The sequence below is a fragment of the Exiguobacterium sp. s124 genome (genome assembly GCF_018617485.1).
Lineage (GTDB): Bacteria > Bacillota > Bacilli > Exiguobacteriales > Exiguobacteriaceae > Exiguobacterium > Exiguobacterium aestuarii.
The window spans coordinates 318,003-337,244 of the sequence record NZ_JACSKH010000001.1 but is presented as its reverse complement, the minus strand read 5'-3'; the positions used below and the strand labels follow the sequence as shown (position 1 = coordinate 337,244).

Below are 19,242 nucleotides of genomic sequence, written 5' to 3'. Positions count from 1 at the left end.
TTTTGACCTAATGAAAAAACCAAGGTAAGGGAATTAAAACCTATTTTCGTTCGACAAGTGTCGACAAAAATCATAAAAGTCATTAATTGTCAATTATTTATGTGGAAATAGGGAGATTACTTCTTCCATTTCCCTCGCCAATTCTTTGTCGGAAGAATCGGGGGATCGACAAAGACGAACTCGTCTTTCACTACCGCTTCTGCATTCTCCACTAATGTCTCCCAACGTCCTGCTCCTAATTCATCTGTAACGACTTGTTTCGCTTCTTCCCAGTAGAACGTTCGACGTCCTGTGCTATGCGCATCGGAAGCTACAAGTTGGCTCAAACCATTCCGTAAGAAAACAAACGCAATCTCTTTCACGTTTTGTCCGAACTCCCCTGTCAGACTACTCGTTGTCACTTGCGACAAAGCACCTGACGAGACAAAGTCCATTAATCGTTTCGGGTTTGTCGCGAGTTCTTTATTGCGTTCTGGATGGGCAATCACCGGCGTGTAGCCTTCTGCCTGTAACCGGAAGAACAATTGCTCGGCATATGCCGGGACCGTATCACTTGGAAACTCGACGAGGACGTAACGTGATCCTGCTAGCGAGAGTGCCTCTCCATCTTCTAACGCTTGTACCAAATCTCCGAACACACGAATCTCTTGACCTGGATAGATGTCGAGCTTTATGGCTTCTTGGCGTAAGACGTTTTGAAGTGTCGCTGCTGCTTCTTGAACGTTTAAGTCTTCCGTCTCAAATTGAGGGTGAAACGCGTGGGGGGTGACCACGATTGCGGTCACCCCTTCCTCAACGGCGCGCTTCGCCATCTCGATTGTTTGTTCGACCGTTCCCGGACCATCATCGACGGCCGGGAGAAGATGACAATGGATATCAATCATGGCGTGATTCTCCTTTTATTCATACGCGTAGTAATAGTAGTAATCGTCGCTACCTTGTGGTTCGCGCTTGTTAAGGACGACACCAAGGATGTGGGCGTCTGCAAGGACCAACTGTTCTTTCGCTTTGACGACCATCTGACGATCTGACTTGTCACAGCCGACGACGAGGACGACGCCGTCCACTTTACGTGCCAACAGGCGCGTGTCCGCAACTTGCATCATCGGTGGTGCATCCAAGATGATGACATCGTAATGTTCTTTCAATTCATTGAGCGTTCGGTCCATCATTTTAGACGAGAGCAACTCGGAGGGGTTCGGCGGAATCGGTCCCGCTGCCATCAATTCCAAGTTCTCGACTTGAGTCGAATGGATTGCTTTATCAAGCGTCGTCTTTTTTGCAAGGACGGTCGAGAGCCCGATCCCGTTCGAGAGACGGAACGTAAAGTGAGCCGTCGGACGACGCATGTCACAGTCCATCAATAAGACACGCTTACCTTGTTGGGCATAGACGACTGCCAAATTTGATGCTGTCGTTGACTTTCCTTCACCTGACGATGATGATGTGATGGCTACTGTCTGCAATTCGTCATCGACGGCGGTGAACTCGAGGTTCGTCCGGATCGTCCGATATTGCTCTGAGATTGGTGACTTTGGTTTATGAACCGTGATCAAGTCGCGGCCTGTCTTATCATACTGAACATGTTTTGATTTCTTCTTCCCAAACTTAAACACGGACCTCTTCCCCCTTCACATTCGCTTGACGTTGCTTTTTCATTTCGACACGGTCGATGACCGGGATTGAGCCGAGTACCGGAAGTTCGAGAATCGTCTCGACATCTTGTTCCGTCTTAATGCGACGGTCGAGAACGACTTTAAGGAAGGCGATGGCGATCCCAATCATCATCCCGAGAACTGCTGCAATTGCTGTATTCAATAGAATGTTCGGTTTGACCGGGAACATCGGCACGTTCGCGTCCGACAGTACCTTGACGTTATCGACGCTCATGAGTTCAGGTACTTCTTTTGAGAAAACACGGCTGATTTCATTCGCGATATCCGTTGCGATGACCGGGCTCGTATGTTGGACAGCGATGTTGATGACTTGTGAGTTTTGTTCACTGTTCACGGTGATCAAGTTACTGATGTTGTCAGGTGCCCCGACGACATTTTCTTGGACTTGTTCAAGGATGGCTGGACTTTGAATGATGACACGATATGTGTTGACGAGTGTGACCGACGATTGGATTTGACTGCTGTCGATCATGTTGTTCTGTGATTCTTTCGGTGCGACGAGCACTTGCGTCGACGCCTCATACGTCGGGCTGATCACAAATGAGCTCACTAAAAAGGCAATGAGTGCTGCGAGGATGGTTAAACTTGCGATGAGCCATTTGCTCCGCTTCAAGATGGAGAACAATTCTCCAAGGGAAATCGTTTCTTCGTTCATATTCTGTCCTTCTCTCCTTTGTTCCAATAAATTCACTGCTGGAAAATTCCCGCAGATAATATTTAAAATGACAATACCAGAACAGTATAGCAAAATTTTCATCGGTTGATGACCCGTTTTTAAAAAAATGGGTTTTTTGACATGTAAATCTGCTAAACTTTGAAAGGAAGAACTTAACAAAGGAGGAGACCCCTAGTGCATGTAAGTGAGCGCCTACTCCAGCTGTACGCCAAACTCGACCGACAAACGCGAGACGTCGTCCAGCAACGTATTGAGAAAAACTTAGCAGCCGGCAAATCACTTGCCGCCTCTTATCATGAACTGACCGGAGAGACAAACGATTCACTCTCCGTCGAAGAGAAGTCAGCTACAGACTTTTCAAATTGGCTGAAAGAAGGAAAGACGGATCTAGACCTTTTGACCTATTACGTCGCTTTGCTAGAGAAGAGCGAGATGCTCCAATCCGAGGTTGTCATGCCGCAAACGATTGGACCCACACCACCGCCTTTGGTCGAACCGGTCGTCCCGAAGGCAATGACCTCTGAGGAAAAGGTAGAATCGGAAGCCGAGACACCCATTGATCCGACACCGACGAAACCACGTTACGTCCCAGAGTCGACGATTCCCTCACGTACGGAACGTATGAAATCACATCGTGAGATTAAACCTGCTCGACCCCTTAAAAAGAAAAGTCGTGGCTGGTTGATTGGGTTACTTGCAATCATCCTTTTATCTGTCGGTGGGTATGTAGCCTATCCTATGATTTCAGACCTATTCGAACCGTCATCGACACCGACTGTCACGAAAGAGCCTGCCACACCAGAACCTGAACCAGTCGCCGAAACGAAGGTACTTGAAGAAGTATGGATTGGCGTCAAACATACCCCGCTCCTCAGTGAGCCGAACAGCGAAGACGTTGTGTATGTCGCCGACATCGGGGACCGTTACGATGTCCTTGAAGAACGTGACGACGCCCTCTTTCTTGATCTAGGGGTCAATAATTTGACCGGTTGGGTGTCACGAGATGAAGTCGTCACGGAATGGTCAGGACTCTCAATTAGTGACCCAGATTTATTGAAATGGCTAACGGTCGGTGTTGACCAAGTATATTTATACGAACCAGCAGAAGCTTACCTAGAGATGACGAGAGATCAGCTCGTCGAGGTCGTCGGGGAACCGTATGGCTTGGACTCAGATGACTTGAACGAATATTTGATTTATAATGGTATCTTCTTCACCATCCAAAACGGACGGGTCGAAGCGATTGACTGGCCAAGTACGATCCAAACGAAAGAAATGTTCCTCAAACTTGGAGAACCAACGTACGAGATTGAGGACGGTGTCGTCTATGAAAGTCAAAACTATTCGCTCCGCCTCTTTGTGAAAGAAAATGAGTCGACACGTGTACGTGTGACCAAACTAGACAATTAAAGGTGTTTTTGACGACTAGAGTCGAGGCGTTCAATCTCTGCTTGGCTTTGAAGCGAAGCATGACATTCGTGACATGTGCCGTGACGCTTGGAACTGGCAGTCGAAAAACCCGAACAGATATAACTAAAAAAATCAGCTGACGTTAGAACGATTGTTCTTCCGTCAGCTGATTTTTTTGATGCGTTTTTCCTTTTCGTGACATCAGCCCGAAGTCGATGCCCCCCACGAGCAAGGCGATGCCAATGAACTTCCATACATCCGCAATCATGAATTTCTCCCACACATATCCAAGTACCGTGAGACCGAGGAAGACCGAATAGAAACTAATCCGCCACCACGTCCGATACACGTTCGCACGCTCTCGGTCCAATAAGTAAAAGATGAGGTATGCGCCCCAAGACAGGAATAAAATCGCGACCATCCAGTACGTAAACGACTGCATTGTTAATCGAAACATCATAAGATAAAAAGATGAATCCAATGGAAATTTGCTCCTTTTATGACTAATTCTTGATGTGTAAAGCCTTCCTACTATTCCATTTTCCACCTATCCATCATATGAGTCAATAAACCTATTAATCGAAACCGATTTTTAATTCAAAAGTCCTATAAACGAACCCATACATATTCATATGGAGCGAGTTTTATCCCGTCAATCGGTTCTCCTGTGAATAAACTCATTCCTTGAATATCCAATCCGACTTCCTTGTCGCTCACGTTCGTATAGAGACGCACCGTCCGTCCGTCTAGTTGACGTTCGACGGCAAAGACGTGCTTGTCGACGTCCAAGATTTGCTGCGTGGCATATGGGGACAAGGGCGGTTCCGCGCGCTTCACATTCAATTGCCCCATGATCCTTGAGAAGCGATTCAATCGCGTCTCTTCTTTCTTCAATCCATGGACGAGTTCGTCATGATCGGTCGGACCGGTGACGCCAAAGAGCGTCCGATAGTCGACGGACGGAATCCCTTGTAGCGAGAACAGGATGCTGTGGGCGGCGAGGAGCATCGGTTCGTGAGACTCCAACAGATTCTTCTCGAACGGGTCGCGTTCGGCGCTCGACAAGAAATGGAAGTACGTCTTCCCTTCTGGCGGTGCCGCAATCTTCCGTGCCCACTCCGTTAAACGCGTCGCCTCTCCTTGCGCGAGTGCGAGCGTCACATGACTCGCCAAATCGAAATGACAAACCGCGTCGACCACTTCGATATAACTCTTCGCCTCATCGAGCCCGTCTTCCGCGAGAATGAGCTGACCGTTCGGCTTATAGTGATGTAAGACCGTATGCCAAAGCTGGAGCACGTCCCTCACTTGTTCTTTCGTCATCCCGCGGAACGACTGGGCATGGACGCGAATTTTCGTCGCCCCGTAAGCGAGACGCTCGATGAGTGCGTCTGTCTCGGCGAGTAGGTCGAATTGCTCCGCGTTATAGGCAACCGGGGCGAGTTCATACATGAGCTGAAAGTCGTCGCTCAATTCACCAAGGTCCTCGTACAATCGGATGCGCGGGTCGACCGCCGTGTCCGTCTGCCGTCCGATGTACGGAAATAGTGAGACGAGATGCAAGTCGCTGATCGTACCCGCCACATGCTTGGCTAGGACGTCATGAAGCGCTCCCATGTCCGGTTTTCCTTCTGTCGTGACGAGACTCGCATCGATAAGTAGGACGTTCGTCTTCTCGCTCGGTGCCTCGTGGTCATGCCACGTGTGACTCTCCCATTTATCGAACAGACGCTGCCACGCCTCTTGTGAATGCGTCGTCCATTTCATAATAATCGGTTCAATCTGTTGCCAGTCCATACGATTCCCTCCTTCTACTATCTCTCTACCTTTTTTCACTTCTCACCGATTTCAAAACAAAAAAAGCCGCCCTGATCGGACGACTCATTCCATCAAACGTTTCAATTCGGTCTGGATCCCCTCGAGTGACGCCGGGTCCGGGTTCCAATAATAGACGCCGTCCGACTCGAGTCCACCGCCGCCTTCGATGCGGAGCGTGCTCGCGTTGCGGAACGCACCCATGTAGTCCGTCGACAGTGTCACGAGCTCGTTGAACTCGATATTCGTCTTCGCCCGGTTGCCAACAACGTCTAACAGATTCGTCACCTTGTCTAGCGAGAAGTCCGAGCGTCCCTTCTCGATGATGGCCGCGACGACTTCCCGTTGCCGTTCTTGGCGGCCGAAGTCCCCATTCGGGTCATCATAGCGCATCCGTGTATAGGCGAGCGCCTTCTGTCCATCGAGCGTCACTTCACCGACAGGGAACGTATAGTTGTCTGAGCTGAACGCGAACTTGTTCATGACGGTGACCCCGCCGAGCGCGTCGACAACTTCTGTGAATGCTTCCATGTCTGCCTCGACGACATAATCAATCGGGATATCTAAAAAGTTCTCGACCGTGTCCATCGCCATCTCGGCACCGCCGAATGCATAGGCATGGTTGATCTTATCGCGGTACCCGCGACCGACAATCTCCGTCTTCGTGTCACGCGGGATGCTGAGCATCGCCCCTTCATTCGTGTCAGGGTTCAGTGTCAGGACGATGATCGAGTCGCTTCGTCCCTGTTCAGTCCCGCGTCGATCAATCCCGAGCAGAAGTACAGACACCGAACGCTTCTCTTCAATCGTCTCGACTTGTTTTCGTTCCGGGCTGATCTGTAAGTTGTCGTTCACTTTCGTCACCGTGTCATTGACCTCGTCGACCATCGACCAGACGAACAGACCGCCTGCGACAAGTATGAGTGTCAGTACGCCCGCTGTGATGCCAAGGATGAGTTTCCACCGTGATTTCTTCTGATGTTTCGCCATATCGGGCCACCTTCTTTCGTAAGTTCAGTTAGTATATCTTTTCCCAGACTCTACATTGGATTATAGCATGTCTCCAAAAAATGCTAATCATTTCTTTCCAGTTATTATGGGAAATGTGTCTTCATTTTTGTCCGATGCATATGATATGGCCAAGCAGCATTGATTTCTGCCCCGATGAGCATCGTCGCCGCCGTCAAATAAAGCCAGATTTGAAGCAAAATGACGACACCGATCGTGCCGTACGTGTCCCCAAGGATCGAGAAGCGCTCGACGTAAATGCTGTAGCCGGTCGACAACAGTTGCCAGGAGATGACGGCAAAGATGGCCCCAGGAAGTGTCTCGATAAACCGGACACGCTGCTGCGGGGCAATCTTATAGAAAAACGAGAACGCGACGATTAAGATGATTGTCGAGACGGTGTACCGTGTCACGGTCGACAATCGATCGAACTCCTCGACGGGCGGATAAAAGGCATACAACAAGTCGAGGAACTCTTGACTGAAGACGTGGAACACGATGAGGATCACAGCCCCGATACTACCGGCAAGAATCGTCATCAAGCCAATCAGCCGACGCCACACGTATCCGCGCGCCTCGGTCTCCCCGTAGGCGAAGACGGTCAGTTTGACGAGACGGGCCGTCCCGTTCGATGCGGACCAAAAGGCGATGATAGCACTGACTGACACGAGTCCGCTATTCAAGTTGCCACTGACGTCATAGACAATCGACAGCATGTCGCGCACGCTCGATCCCGGGACAAGTGTCTCGATCTGCTCGATCAAGAGTGCCTGGTCGATCTTGAACCATGACATGACGGCGAACAGGACGAAGAACGTCGGGAAGATGGCGAGAAACCAGAAGAAAGCGAGCGTGGCGCTATAGTCATTGATATGGTGGTCCTTGAAGCGATGTCTCACATCGATGGCGAGTCGGGTCAGTCGATCGAGCACGGCCGTCACTCCTTTTTCTTTTCATTATGCCACAAACGAAAGCACCCGATTCATCCGAATCGAGTGCCGCTGTCATTGTTCCATCAATTGTCCGAGGTACGACTTTACTTCGTCGAGTGATGCCTCGTCTGGGTTCCAATAGTAGATGCCGTCACTTTCTTTGCCACCGCTACCCTCAAGGCGAAGGACGCTTTGGTTTTTGAAAGCCGTCATGTAGTCGCTCGAGAGCGTCCGAATGTCTTTGAACGTCACGTTCGTCTTGGCGTTGTTGCCGAGGACGTCGAGCATGTTGTTGAAACGTGCAATCGAGAAGCTGTCCGTCCCTTTGTCGACAAGTGCCGTGATGACGTCACGTTGGCGTTCCTGGCGACCAAAGTCTCCGTTCGGGTCATCATAACGCATCCGCGTGTAAGCGAGTGCCTCTGCACCATCGAGGTTGACCGTTCCCGGTTCGAACGTATACTCACCCGACGTGAAGGCGAACTTGTTCGTCACGTCGACGCCGCCGAATAAGTTGACAGCGTCCTGGAAACCTTTCATGTCGACTTCCGCGACGTAATCGATCGGGATGCCGAGGAAGTTCTCGACCGTATCCATCGCCATCTCGGCTCCGCCGAACGCGTAGGCGTGGTTGATTTTGTCCATCGTTCCTTTGCCGACGATCTCCGTCTTCGTATCACGCGGGATGCTGAGCATCGCGCTCTCATCCGAGTTCGGATTGAGCGTCATGACGATAATCGAGTCGCTACGTCCTTGCTCGTCCGCACGACGGTCGACCCCGAGGAGTAACACCGATACCGGCTTCTTGTCTGAGATCGTCTGCTGGTTCATCCGATCGGGACTGAGACCGGCCGATTCGTTCAAACGGTCGACCGTTGTATCAACTTGATTATATAAATAGTAGGCCATCCCGGCTCCGATGAGCAGGAACACTCCGATGACAGCACCTGCGATGATGGCGATACGCTTCGCAGGCGACACTTTACGACGACGTTTCTTGACTCTCTTCTTTGGCTTTTGCTCTTCCATGACATAGCACCTTTCTATCCCCAATTGACCGTAATTGACACAGGTTTCATTTTATCACTCTGAATCGACAGACTTTTCCGCTTTTTTATAAAAGAGGTAAATACTTCTCTTGCGATGTTGATTGCTCACATCGCTAGTATCGACAAGGCTTTTTGAAAGTTTAGCAAGTTGTTGTCTATCATAACATAAGCTTTTTTAGGAAGTAGTTTTGCTTCATACAACGGTACTAAGCCATTGGTCGCGATTTCAAAAGATATCCCGATTTTTTATGCCAATATTGAAAGAATTTTGACAGTTTGTCATTTTTTATAGTTCCTTTTCCTTATTTTCAGAAAACATAATGGTACGTTTGTTTCATTTTTTGTAAAATATGTATAGAAGAGTAACTCATTTCATACATAAGGGGATTAATCGATGCAATTCATCGTGACATGCTTTTTAGAGCAAGACCAATCTTGTGAGTTTATCGTATATGGCAGTTCCGAATATAATGCACACAAAACGTTTGAACGTACACTCCAATCCTTGCATCCAATGACCGGGGAAATTACACTGTCAGACGGCGAATCGCTTCCAGTATCACAGATTCTCGCTTATCGTGTCGATCCAATCAAACCGCTCTTTTGAACCTCGATTGTTTCGGGTAACCCTATTAGGAGAACAAATCTGATGAATGGGGTGGAATAAATGGAAATCGGCATGATCGGACTTGGAAAGATGGGACTGAATCTGGCCCTCAACTTGACGGATAATGGACATCGCGTATATGGGTACGACCCAGGGAACGTCTCAACAAGTCAGTTTGAAACGAAAGCGTCACTTGAAGATGTCGTCGAGGCACTGAAGGCGCCGCGAGTCGTCTGGGTGATGGTACCGGCAGGAGAAGTGACCGAACATGTGTTGAATGACTTGTATGACGCTCTCTCACCCGGGGACATCGTCATCGACGGGGGTAACTCGAACTATAAAGAGTCGATGCGCCGAGCCGACCACTTTAAAGAAAAATTGATTTACTTCTTTGACGTCGGGACGAGTGGCGGCATGGATGGAGCCCGGAACGGGGCATGTACGATGATTGGCGGGGACATGGAAGCGTTCGGAAAGATTGAGCAGTTGTTCCAAGACATTTCGACGGATCACGGTTATTTGTATGCCGGACCGAGTGGGAGTGGTCACTTCCTGAAGATGGTCCATAACGGGATTGAATACGGCATGATGCAAGCGATTGCCGAAGGGTTTGAAGTGCTCGAGAAGAGCCTGTTCGACTATGAGTATGAGGACGTCGCCCGTGTCTGGAACCATGGCTCGGTCATCCGCTCGTGGCTCATGGAACTGACGGAGAGCGCCTTCTCGAAAGATGCGAAGCTCGATGACATCCGTGGGGTCATGCATGCGTCCGGCGAAGGGAAGTGGACGGTCGAGACGGCGCTCGAATATGATGTGCCGACACCGGTCATCGCTCTCTCGCTCATGATGCGTCAACGTTCGCTCCAAGATGACACATTCTCCGGTAAGGTCGTCGCCGCACTAAGAAATGAGTTTGGTGGACACGCAGTCGAGAAAAAATGATGAACGACATCTTAGAAAAGAGGAAGCATCATGACACCATCATGGAATGCGAACTATCACGTCAAAATAACCATCGACGAGACGAATCAGTACCGTTATTTGTTCGAATGCAATTGGAGCCCCGGCGGTCACTTCATTACGTTCATCCTGTTTCATCCGAGTATCGGTGACGTCACACAGACCGAACCGACACTCAGACGCTGCATCCACTATGCAAAACTGTGGGGGTTTGATGGATTGAAAGTCGTCAATTTGTACGCCATGATTGCCCCGGATGTGAAGTCGCTTGATCAGGTGAATGACCCAATCGGTCCAGATAACGATTCGTATATTCGTTTTGCGGCAGACCATTCCGCCGCCGTCATTTTAGCTTGGGGGGATGCCATTACTACCCCGACTGCACAGTCCCGAATGCAGGACGTCTACCAGCTCGTCCAACATCAGTCGCCTCATTGTCTTAAAGTGACCACTACCGGCAACTATCCGCGACATCCGTTGTATTTATCAAAAAGTTTGATTCCAGTGCCGTATCAGCTATGAAGAAAACCCTGCCTGGTCACAATGATGTGATTGAGCAGGGTTTGTTTGTTCATAAGCGGATTGTCGGTAGTTCATCGTTGTTTTCATTATTCGCTTTAGACTCGACCTACTCTGCATTTCATCATCCCTCTCGAAATTTTTATTCATGTGACTTCTCTCTACATTATAATTTCTTTTACTGTCCATGAAATCCAATTTTAACCAAAAGGGGAGTGGATTTTCACCATTGCGTGCCTGGCACAAAAAAAGTAGCGATCCTCATCGCTACTGTCGTCATTCCATCGTATTGCCTTCTGCCGGGATCGGATGTGCTCTCAGCATTCTCGCGAAATGGACGAGGTTATATGCCATCGTCTTTCCGTGAGACTTCGTGAACGCATTTTCGCGCCCGGCGTCGATATACGAGTCGCCTGGTCCCGCCTCTCCGACCCAATACGTATCGACGTTTGGCGGCACGGTGAAACCGATGTGGGACAAGGCATATAAAATGCCGGCACATGCATGTTTTGCCCCGTCCTCATTCCCGGTGACGACGACCCCGCCGACTTTGTTGTAGTAGATGGCTTGGCCTGACTTGTTCGTCAAGCCGCTGCCCCCGTATAACCGTTCGACCACTTGCGTCGCAACACTACTCTTCTCCCCGAGCCAGAGTGGCGTCCCGATGACGACGATGTCTGCCCCTTTCACTTTCTCGAAAATCTGTGGCCATTCATCCCCGTCCCCTTCATCTTCTGTGACCCCGAACGCGATGTTGTAGTCGACGATTCGAACAATCTCCGAATCGACCTGGAGCGCATCAAAATGCGGTAAAATATCTCGGATTAACCCTTCCGTATGCGACGTCGTGTCGCCATCCTTCAGCGTACAATTCAAAAATAGAGCTTTCATGGAACCCCTCCTTGAATAATCTTCAACAGTTACGTGTTCCCGTTCATTCCGCTTCTTAATACCATTCAAAGGATTTCGTTCATGTGAAGCAGAATTCTTTGGTCGAGGAGTTGATGTATATGCCAAACTTTCTACACATTGCCGACCTCCATCACGCTCGGCATACAGGGGATGCGATTCATGCAGAACGAAAGAGCTTTGACATTCAGCGCGAAAAACTCCAACAACTCGCCTCGGTCATTCGTGAGCACGATATTGCTGCATTTCTGATCGCCGGCGACATCGAAGTGAGTGATTCGGATGACCTTATTCCCTATTTAGAAGAATGGACGGCTCTCGGTGCGTCCGTCTATATCGTCTTCGGTGAACATGACGTCAATCGCCATCGTGACAAAGAATTATGGGAGACGATTCCTCATGTCCACTGTTTTGTAGAACCAGCGTATCGATTCGAGCCGAAACTCGGGATTGGGATTTATGGTATCAGTTGCACGTCGAACCAAATCGGTCTGACTGAAGCACTTGAACGAATCCCCCCGCTCGATGCGACACATCCGAATCTATTACTCAGTCATGGGCGTGTCGGTGCCTTTTCAACCTCACGTCTTCAACGTCATTCGTTCGCATATGTCGCACTCGGAGATCATCATCGGTACGACGTGATTGAGCGATTGAATACGACCATCGTGTATCCTGGACACTTATTTTCGGTATGGGACGGTTGCGGCAAGGCTTGGGAAACCGGGTATGTCATCGGTTCGATTGAGGGTGACACTGTCACGCACACGTTTCATGTGTTTCAAGGAGCTCAAACGAGACGCGTCTGTGTGAATCCGTTCATTCGAAACGGTGACCACATTCGACTCACGCTTGATAACATTCCCTCCATGAAGAAAGAATGGATTCCGGATGACTATGATACGATTCAAAGCCTGATTCGTCACCTGCTTCACACGTATCCTGACGACTATTTCGTCACGCCGAGTCATGCGAAGCTGCGGCCGCGCCGGATGTGTATGAGTGGTCGACGTTTATTAGAAGATTCGTCTCTATTCGAATCGTTCGTTCAACGTAGCTATAAAGCGACTGCCCGAACACAGTGACCAAATCATTCAATCGTCCTTACACGTCCGTCCGGCTCCTGATACATCACATGTTCCTCTGACAGTTCCGTCGGGGAACGGACCCCGGCCGCGGCCGTCATATTATACAGTCCTTCCCGGAGCGAGATAATATAGTTCGTCACTCGAAAGCTCTTCTCGTCGACGACGAGGGCACGTTGCAGTTTTGGGTCGGTCGTCGCGACACCGACCGGGCACCGGTTCGTGTGACACACCTGTGCCTGGATACAGCCGACGTTGAACATGAGCCCGCGGGCGATATTGACGAGATCGGCACCGAGCGCAAGTGCAATCGCGACCTTATCCGCCGTGATGAGTTTCCCTGAGACGAACAGTTTGACCTGGTCCCGAAGACCGTGCTCGATCAAGAGTCGATGCACGTATGGGAGTGCCGCCTTCAGCGGCAAGCCGACCGTATCGGCGAGCTCCTGATACGTCGCGCCCGTCCCGCCCTCGCTCCCATCAATCGTGATGAAGTCCGGTACGGTCTGAGACGTCGCCATCTCATGGACGAGTGATTCGATATCTTTCATATTGCCGACGACGAGCTTGATACCCACCGGCTTCCCGCCGATTTCACGCAATTTCTCGACGAATGCCAGCAATTCCGTATGTGTCTGAAATTCGGAGAAGCGGTTCGGACTGTCAATCGTCTCCCCGACCCGCACATGACGGATACGGGCGATCTCGTCGGTCACTTTCGACCCATCGATATGTCCCCCGCGCGTCTTCGCCCCTTGTGCGAGTTTCAATTCGAACGCCTTCACTTGCGGAAGTTCGCTCTTCTGTTTGAACGCCTCCACGGAAAATGTTCCGTCCTCATCCCGGACGCCGAAGAGCGCCGGACCGATCTGGCAGATGATATCGACATTTCCTTTCAAGTGATAGTCCGACAATCCACCTTCCCCAGTGTTCATCCATGTCCCACCTGCACGTCCGAGCCCGATCGAGAGGGCCGTGATCGCTTTGTCCCCGAGCGAGCCGAAGCTCATCGCCGACTGGCCGACGAGCCCTCGGACATGGAACGGCTCTCGACATGTCTCTTTCCCGATGACAATCGTGTCTTCCTCTGCTAACAAGTATGGAGAAATGTCACGTTCGACGAGATGCTCTTTTCGGGTGAAAAGGTTATCTTCATCGAGTTCATACACCCACGTCGATACCTTGGTTGAATTGTCGACGCGGAGTTCGTTCCGATTCGTCGGGTAGAGCGCGTTTTGAAGGTAGAATCCGCCCGCTTCAAAGTCTCGCTCTGACCCGAATCCGATGATGCGTGACTTATATTTCCCTGCAATGACGGCTGCTTCGTATTCGTTCCGCGAGAACGGCTTCGCCTCATTGTCATTCAAAAATAAGTATTGCCGGAGCTCGGGACCCATCTTTTCGAACATATAACGCAATTTCCCGAGGATTGGGAAGTTTCGAAGGACAGAATGCTCACGCTGGTTTCGGTCACGCCACCAAAAATAATAGATCAATAGCGGAGGTCCGGTCATAATCAGCAATAAGAGCACAAGCAAGATAGTCAACATCGACGTATTCAGTGACACACGCTCTCCTCCTTTTGGGTAGACGAAAAACACCCTGCCATTCTACATAACAGGGTGTCGTCAGTCGCTCGGGATCGTGACCCCGTCAAATTGTTCATTTCGGCAAAGCGTGATCGCCTGCATCGCTAATTTATAGTCCTCTTCCGGTAAGGCAATCAATTCGGTCGGAAGGACCCACTCTTTTGAGTTATACAAATGTATGACGAGTTTGGCGAGTACAAACTCTCGTTTATCGAACGAGTTGTCATCGATGATCGTAGAGGTTCGAATCTTCCCTGCCTCGAGGTCTATATAAGGAAGCAAACATTCTCGGATGTGCGGGTTGCCCGCAATGACGTACAGCGCGGCATAATATTCGCGACTGGTACTACCAGGATCCGTGAGCCGTTGTGCTAACCGTTTGAACTCGTTGTAATGGTCGGAAGATAAAAAATCAATATGGTTCATCGGTCCACCTTCTCTCTCTAAGCCTCTCGTTGTCCTCAGAGTATATAATTTCCACCTTTTTGTAGAAGTTAACCCTGTTTTCTTCAGATTCGGCGCATTGAAATCGCCTCACGCATCTGTTGGAGAGACATCCGTGCCGCTTCCCCGCGCCGCATCATGACAGCCGTAAACAGGGCATCAATCAAACTGAGCTCAGCGATTCGGGAAGCGAGCGCCTCTGAACGAAACGCCGTCTCTTGGGACACAGTATAGAGGGATACGTCCGCGATTTTCGAGAGGGGCGACTTCGCATAGTTTGTGATGGCAATCATCAGCACACCTTTTTCTTTTAGGAGTTTCGCGATATCGAGCGTTTCTTTCGAGGCACCCGAGTGCGAGATGACGACGGCGACGTCCTCTGTCGTCAATTGCGAGGCAGACATGAGCTGCATGTGCGACTCGAGAATCGCGCTCACCTGAAGCCCGCTGCGGACAAACTTATGATACGCATCGAGTGCGACGACGGCCGAGCCACCACTTCCGAAAAATTCGATGCGACGTGCCCCGAGGAACAATTCGATCGCCTTCTCAAGAGAACCCCCTTCTAAAATCTGACGCGTCGACTCAATCGTCTTCCCGTTCGTCGAAAAAATTTTCTCCGCAATTTCGAGCGCCGTGTCCGTCTCCGTGATGTCTTCATGGATGTCTTGAAGCGGGGCGACGACATCCGAGGCGAGGGCAATTTTTAGCGCCTGGTAGCCTTTGAATCCGACGCGCTGACAAAAGCGGAACACGGTTGATTCGGCGACATCGAGGTCGTCTGCCACTTGATTGATCGTATGATGAATGATTTGTTCTGGTTGTTTTAAAATATAATCGGCAATGCGTTGCTCTTTCTTACTCAGTGTCGAATAGGCGCCACGGATGCGGGCCGTCCCGTTCATCGTTTCCATCAAGAATCACCCTTTCTCTTCTTCACTTAACGATACCGTTTCGAAAAAAATTCCGCAATGTGTGATTCGCTCAAAAGATTGACCCACCTTACAAAAGGAGACAGGAAGTCGGATTGTTTGATGTGCTACTCTAATGAAGCACTTTTTCATTGCTTCACTCTTTGTACCATTTGAAATTGAAAGGACTGTTTCGAATCGAACATCACCTCAGTAGCTCGTACAACTTACCACTCGTTATTCTTTCCATTGCTGTCGCCATCTTTGCTGCCGGTGTCGCCCTCGATATTAGCAGTCGTTTAAAATATGCGAAATATGCCTCACGATTCAGTTGGATTGTAGCCGGTGCATTTAGCCTCGGCCTCGGAATTTGGGCGATGCACTTTATCGGCATGTTGGCGTTCCATCTAAACGACGACGTGACGTATCACCTCGGCATCGTCTTATTATCAATCGTGCCGGCCGTCGTCGCCTCTGGTCTTGCCTTCTGGATCATCAGTCATCCTGAGACACGACCGACACAACTCGTCTTTTGCGCCTTCTTGATCAGTATCGGGGTCGTCTCGATGCATTATATCGGCATGGAAGCGATGCAGATGAATGCGGTCCTCTCGTATGACCCGGTCATGTGGGTCGCTTCTGCCATCGTCGCGTTCGCCGCTTCGCTCGTTGGATTGTATATCCTCTTCTATATCCCGAACGTCTCACGGTTTCATTGGCGTCGTCTCGCCAGTTCGGTCTTGATTGGTGTCGCCGTTTCCGGCATGCACTACGTCGGGATGGGCGCTGCCCGTTTCACGCCGACAGAAGGAGTCGTCAAACCGATGAGTGGCTATGCGGTCGATAGCACCCTTCTCGCCTACGTCATCGCAGCGAGCGTCATGACCTTGTTCGTAATTATGTACATCTCACTCCGAACGGCATCACAGCTCGAGGCACAATCGGAAGAGCTCGAGATGAAGTTCGAATCCATCATCGAGTCAGCCTCTGATGCCATCATCGTCGCCGACCATACCCGCGTCATCCTTCAATGGAATCAAGGGGCGACCGATTTGTTCGGATATACACACGAGGAGATGATTGGTCAGTCGATTGTCACGATTATCCCGGAACGATTCCGGGACGCCCATGAACGTGGGATGCAACGTTATGAAACGACGGGTGAGAAACGCGTCATCGGTCAGACGGTGGAACTCATCGGCTTACGGAAAGACGGTGTCGAAGTCCCGATTGAAATGTCGCTCGGGACGTGGAAGACGGACAAGGGTATCTTCTTCAGCAGCATCATCCGTGACATTAGTGAACGGAAACGAATCGAGGCGCAAATCAACGACCTCGTCTATTTGGACCCATTGACGGGTCTCCCGAACCGCCGTCTGTTCAGTGACCGACTCGATGCCCTACTCGGTCAGTCCCAGCAAGACCCGTTCGCGTTGTACTATATCGACTTAGACAACTTCAAAGTGATCAACGACCGCTTCGGTCACTCGATCGGCGACCAGTTCTTGAAACAGGTGACGACCCGGATCCAATCGACGATTCAAAAGTCGGACACGCTCGCCCGTCTCGGTGGAGATGAATTCATCATCTTGTCGCCCCTTACGAAAAGTAACTTGGCGGCCCATCGCGCACAAGAACTGATCAATGTCCTCCATCCCCCGTTCGAACTCGAGAACGAGGAAGTGTTCACCGGCGCCTCGATCGGCATCAGTCTCTATCCATCCGATGGGGATACGGCAGAGGAGTTGATCAAGAACGCCGACATCGCCATGTATCGGGCGAAGGCTGACGGAAAGAACGGCTATCAGTTCTTCACGAACGAATTGAACGAATCCGTGTCTCGTCGCTCAAACTTGTCGATGGCACTCCGCAAAGGTATCGGACGTGGTGAATTCACGGTCCACTATCAACCACAGATTCAACTAGAGTCGGAAATGGTGATTGGCATGGAAGCGCTCGTGCGCTGGCAACACCCGGAACTCGGGATGGTTTCGCCTGGTGAATTCATTCCAATCGCCGAAGAAACGGGAAGCATCCACCGCCTCGGCGAGTTCGTCCTGAATGAAGCATGTCGTCAAAACAAAGCGTGGCAAGATGCCGGCATTCCCCCGTTCCGGGTCGCCGTCAACATCTCGGCCATCCAGTTCGCCCAAAAAGATTTACCGGAAGTGGTCAGTCGTGCGCTCGCTGCTTCTAGTCTCGAGGCACAGTACTTAGAACTCGAGTTGACCGAGAGCGTCATCCAGAGTGCGGACCGTGCCATCGAGACGATGCACGAGCTCGTCGCCCTCGGTGTCCACCTCTCCATCGACGACTTCGGGACCGGATATTCGTCGCTCAGCTACTTGAAGCTGTTCCCAATCGACACGTTGAAGATCGATCAGCACTTTACGAAAAATATTGAGAGCGACGAAAAAGATGCCGCCCTCGTCAAAACAATCATCCGCATGGCGCATGAGCTTGATTTGAACGTCATCGCGGAAGGTGTCGAGACGGAGAATCAAGTCGCTTTCTTAAAAGCCGAATCATGCAACCAGGCGCAAGGATATTATTACAATCGCCCATTGCCGGCGGAAGACATTGAAGTCTTCTTCCAGCAATTCAAAAAAGCATCTTCAAGTTGATGCGTTCGACCTCCACCTCGGGGGTCGATTTTTTATGCCCAAAAAAGAAAAAAATTCCGCGATTCCGCTTGTAAATCGAATTTATTTTGATAAGATAAATACAGAGACGGAAAAAAATTCTTTTTCAGGGGTGACAATATGGAAATTGGTTTGATTGGATTAGGAAAGATGGGCTACAACTTGGCGCTCAACTTGAGCGACCACGGACATACGGTCGTCGGGACGGACGTCGGGGACGTCACATCGGACGCGTTCACCATCGTACCGACACTCGAGGACGTCGTGAACAAGTTATCGACGCCACGCGTCATCTGGGCGATGGTCCCTGCCGGCGACGTCACGGAAGAAGTACTCGCTGAATTGTATGAGCGACTCGAACCGGGCGACATCGTCATCGATGGCGGCAACTCGAACTACAAGCTCTCGGTCGCACGCGCCGAGCAGTTCGCCGAGAAGGATATCAAGTTCTTCGACTGCGGGACGAGCGGCGGGACGGACGGGGCACGGAATGGCGCCTGTACAATGGTCGGGGGCGACGCAGACGCGTGGCCAACGATCGAGCCGATCTTCAAAGACTTGTCTGTCGAGAACGGTTACCTATATACGGGACCTGCCGGAAGCGGTCACTTCTTGAAGATGATCCATAACGGAATCGAGTACGGGATGATGCAGGCGATTGCGGAAGGGTTCGACATCTTAGAGAAGAGCCCGTTCGATTACGACTACGAACAAGTCGCACGCGTCTGGAACCACGGGTCGGTCGTCCGCTCTTGGCTCATGGAGCTCACGGAGAACGCCTTCAAGAAAGATGCGAAGCTTGATGAGATTCGAGGGGTCATGCACTCGTCAGGTGAAGGCAAGTGGACGATTGAGACAGCGCTCGACCTTCAGGCAGCAGCACCGGTCATCGCCTTGTCGCTCATGATGCGCTATCGCTCACTCGAGGACGATACATTCTCAGGTAAAGTCGTCGCCGCACTCCGTAACGAGTTCGGTGGTCACGCGGTCGTCAAGAAGTAAGAAATGCG

At 50.6% G+C, this 19,242-nt stretch carries 19 protein-coding genes; 7 read left to right on the top strand and 12 right to left on the bottom strand.

Going from position 1 to position 19,242, the window contains the following annotated elements; translation table 11 throughout:
* Positions 1-116: 116 nt before the first annotated feature.
* Genes KNO85_RS01845 through KNO85_RS01835 form a run of 3 tightly spaced genes read right to left on the bottom strand, consistent with a single transcriptional unit; the run spans position 117 to position 2,331 of the window.
* The gene (locus KNO85_RS01845) at positions 117-884 is read right to left on the bottom strand and encodes a tyrosine-protein phosphatase (RefSeq protein WP_214786425.1); all 768 of its coding nucleotides are present in this window, start codon (positions 882-884) and stop codon (positions 117-119) included.
* A 15-nt stretch (positions 885-899) separates the two neighbouring features.
* Positions 900-1,616 (bottom strand): CpsD/CapB family tyrosine-protein kinase, encoded by a 717-nt coding sequence (locus tag KNO85_RS01840; RefSeq protein WP_214786423.1) that lies wholly within the window; start codon positions 1,614-1,616, stop codon positions 900-902.
* The gene (locus tag KNO85_RS01835; protein WP_214786421.1) at positions 1,609-2,331 is read right to left on the bottom strand and encodes a YveK family protein; all 723 of its coding nucleotides are present in this window, start codon (positions 2,329-2,331) and stop codon (positions 1,609-1,611) included. The genes KNO85_RS01840 and KNO85_RS01835 overlap by 8 nt, the downstream gene beginning before the upstream one ends.
* A gap of 195 nt (positions 2,332-2,526) precedes the next feature.
* Between KNO85_RS01835 and KNO85_RS01830 the strand changes: the two genes are divergently transcribed.
* The gene (locus tag KNO85_RS01830) at positions 2,527-3,762 is read left to right on the top strand and encodes a hypothetical protein (protein ID WP_214786419.1); all 1,236 of its coding nucleotides are present in this window, start codon (positions 2,527-2,529) and stop codon (positions 3,760-3,762) included.
* Positions 3,763-3,904: 142 nt separating this feature from the next.
* Here KNO85_RS01830 and KNO85_RS01825 read toward each other — a convergent pair whose 3' ends face one another.
* The 5 genes from KNO85_RS01825 to KNO85_RS01805 all read right to left on the bottom strand — a co-directional run bounded on the left by KNO85_RS01825 (position 3,905) and on the right by KNO85_RS01805 (position 8,546).
* Positions 3,905-4,243 (bottom strand): hypothetical protein, encoded by a 339-nt coding sequence (locus KNO85_RS01825; RefSeq protein ID WP_214786417.1) that lies wholly within the window; start codon positions 4,241-4,243, stop codon positions 3,905-3,907.
* Between the two features lie 125 nt (positions 4,244-4,368).
* Complete coding sequence (locus tag KNO85_RS01820) at positions 4,369-5,559, bottom strand: alpha-amylase family glycosyl hydrolase (protein ID WP_214786415.1); 1,191 nt, start codon at positions 5,557-5,559, stop codon at positions 4,369-4,371.
* Between the two features lie 84 nt (positions 5,560-5,643).
* On the bottom strand, positions 5,644-6,567 hold the full coding sequence (locus KNO85_RS01815; protein ID WP_214786412.1) for an LCP family glycopolymer transferase: 924 nt from the start codon (positions 6,565-6,567) through the stop codon (positions 5,644-5,646).
* Positions 6,568-6,671: 104 nt separating this feature from the next.
* The gene (locus KNO85_RS01810; protein ID WP_214786410.1) at positions 6,672-7,517 is read right to left on the bottom strand and encodes a YihY/virulence factor BrkB family protein; all 846 of its coding nucleotides are present in this window, start codon (positions 7,515-7,517) and stop codon (positions 6,672-6,674) included.
* Positions 7,518-7,589: 72 nt separating this feature from the next.
* The gene (locus KNO85_RS01805; RefSeq protein ID WP_214786408.1) at positions 7,590-8,546 is read right to left on the bottom strand and encodes an LCP family glycopolymer transferase; all 957 of its coding nucleotides are present in this window, start codon (positions 8,544-8,546) and stop codon (positions 7,590-7,592) included.
* A gap of 414 nt (positions 8,547-8,960) precedes the next feature.
* On the opposite strand from KNO85_RS01805, the gene KNO85_RS01800 reads away from it, so the two are divergent.
* Genes KNO85_RS01800 through KNO85_RS01790 form a run of 3 tightly spaced genes read left to right on the top strand, consistent with a single transcriptional unit; the run spans position 8,961 to position 10,655 of the window.
* The gene (locus KNO85_RS01800; RefSeq protein WP_214786407.1) at positions 8,961-9,173 is read left to right on the top strand and encodes a hypothetical protein; all 213 of its coding nucleotides are present in this window, start codon (positions 8,961-8,963) and stop codon (positions 9,171-9,173) included.
* A gap of 60 nt (positions 9,174-9,233) precedes the next feature.
* Complete coding sequence (gene gnd, locus KNO85_RS01795; RefSeq protein WP_214786405.1) at positions 9,234-10,115, top strand: phosphogluconate dehydrogenase (NAD(+)-dependent, decarboxylating); 882 nt, start codon at positions 9,234-9,236, stop codon at positions 10,113-10,115.
* A gap of 30 nt (positions 10,116-10,145) precedes the next feature.
* On the top strand, positions 10,146-10,655 hold the full coding sequence (locus KNO85_RS01790; protein ID WP_214786404.1) for a DUF1643 domain-containing protein: 510 nt from the start codon (positions 10,146-10,148) through the stop codon (positions 10,653-10,655).
* A gap of 273 nt (positions 10,656-10,928) precedes the next feature.
* Here the strand turns inward: KNO85_RS01790 and KNO85_RS01785 are convergent, their stop codons facing one another.
* Positions 10,929-11,543: a flavodoxin family protein gene (locus tag KNO85_RS01785; RefSeq protein WP_214786403.1), complete on the bottom strand. Its 615-nt coding sequence runs from the start codon at positions 11,541-11,543 to the stop codon at positions 10,929-10,931.
* Positions 11,544-11,662: 119 nt separating this feature from the next.
* Between KNO85_RS01785 and KNO85_RS01780 the strand changes: the two genes are divergently transcribed.
* A complete protein-coding gene (locus KNO85_RS01780) occupies positions 11,663-12,646 on the top strand; it encodes a metallophosphoesterase family protein (protein ID WP_214786402.1) in 984 nt (327 codons plus the stop codon).
* A 5-nt stretch (positions 12,647-12,651) separates the two neighbouring features.
* Here the strand turns inward: KNO85_RS01780 and KNO85_RS01775 are convergent, their stop codons facing one another.
* The 3 genes from KNO85_RS01775 to KNO85_RS01765 form a co-directional block, all read right to left on the bottom strand.
* Positions 12,652-14,196, bottom strand: a complete 1,545-nt coding sequence (locus KNO85_RS01775) for an FMN-binding glutamate synthase family protein (protein ID WP_214789765.1) — start codon at positions 14,194-14,196, stop codon at positions 12,652-12,654.
* Positions 14,197-14,274: 78 nt separating this feature from the next.
* Positions 14,275-14,661, bottom strand: coding sequence for a hypothetical protein (locus tag KNO85_RS01770; protein WP_214786401.1), 387 nt, complete (start codon positions 14,659-14,661; stop codon positions 14,275-14,277).
* Positions 14,662-14,744: 83 nt separating this feature from the next.
* Positions 14,745-15,593 (bottom strand): MurR/RpiR family transcriptional regulator, encoded by an 849-nt coding sequence (locus KNO85_RS01765; protein WP_214786400.1) that lies wholly within the window; start codon positions 15,591-15,593, stop codon positions 14,745-14,747.
* Positions 15,594-15,742: 149 nt separating this feature from the next.
* On the opposite strand from KNO85_RS01765, the gene KNO85_RS01760 reads away from it, so the two are divergent.
* Positions 15,743-18,214, top strand: coding sequence for a bifunctional diguanylate cyclase/phosphodiesterase (locus KNO85_RS01760; RefSeq protein WP_260569794.1), 2,472 nt, complete (start codon positions 15,743-15,745; stop codon positions 18,212-18,214).
* A gap of 138 nt (positions 18,215-18,352) precedes the next feature.
* Positions 18,353-19,234: a phosphogluconate dehydrogenase (NAD(+)-dependent, decarboxylating) gene (gnd, locus tag KNO85_RS01755; RefSeq protein ID WP_214786399.1), complete on the top strand. Its 882-nt coding sequence runs from the start codon at positions 18,353-18,355 to the stop codon at positions 19,232-19,234.
* Positions 19,235-19,242 lie beyond the last annotated feature (8 nt).

Excerpts from the sequence above, each read along its gene's own strand:
- KNO85_RS01845 (WP_214786425.1), bottom strand. The coding sequence starts at position 884 with ATGATTGATATCCATTGTCATCTTCTCCCGGCCGTCGATGATGGTCCG.
- KNO85_RS01835 (WP_214786421.1), bottom strand. The coding sequence starts at position 2,331 with ATGAACGAAGAAACGATTTCCCTTGGAGAATTGTTCTCCATCTTGAAG.
- KNO85_RS01820 (WP_214786415.1), bottom strand. The coding sequence starts at position 5,559 with ATGGACTGGCAACAGATTGAACCGATTATTATGAAATGGACGACGCAT.
- KNO85_RS01815 (WP_214786412.1), bottom strand. The coding sequence starts at position 6,567 with ATGGCGAAACATCAGAAGAAATCACGGTGGAAACTCATCCTTGGCATC.
- KNO85_RS01805 (WP_214786408.1), bottom strand. The coding sequence starts at position 8,546 with ATGGAAGAGCAAAAGCCAAAGAAGAGAGTCAAGAAACGTCGTCGTAAA.
- KNO85_RS01800 (WP_214786407.1), top strand. The coding sequence starts at position 8,961 with ATGCAATTCATCGTGACATGCTTTTTAGAGCAAGACCAATCTTGTGAG.
- gnd (WP_214786405.1), top strand. The coding sequence starts at position 9,234 with ATGGAAATCGGCATGATCGGACTTGGAAAGATGGGACTGAATCTGGCC.
- KNO85_RS01790 (WP_214786404.1), top strand. The coding sequence starts at position 10,146 with ATGACACCATCATGGAATGCGAACTATCACGTCAAAATAACCATCGAC.
- KNO85_RS01785 (WP_214786403.1), bottom strand. The coding sequence starts at position 11,543 with ATGAAAGCTCTATTTTTGAATTGTACGCTGAAGGATGGCGACACGACG.
- KNO85_RS01780 (WP_214786402.1), top strand. The coding sequence starts at position 11,663 with ATGCCAAACTTTCTACACATTGCCGACCTCCATCACGCTCGGCATACA.
- KNO85_RS01775 (WP_214789765.1), bottom strand. The coding sequence starts at position 14,196 with ATGTTGACTATCTTGCTTGTGCTCTTATTGCTGATTATGACCGGACCT.
- KNO85_RS01770 (WP_214786401.1), bottom strand. The coding sequence starts at position 14,661 with ATGAACCATATTGATTTTTTATCTTCCGACCATTACAACGAGTTCAAA.
- KNO85_RS01765 (WP_214786400.1), bottom strand. The coding sequence starts at position 15,593 with ATGGAAACGATGAACGGGACGGCCCGCATCCGTGGCGCCTATTCGACA.
- gnd (WP_214786399.1), top strand. The coding sequence starts at position 18,353 with ATGGAAATTGGTTTGATTGGATTAGGAAAGATGGGCTACAACTTGGCG.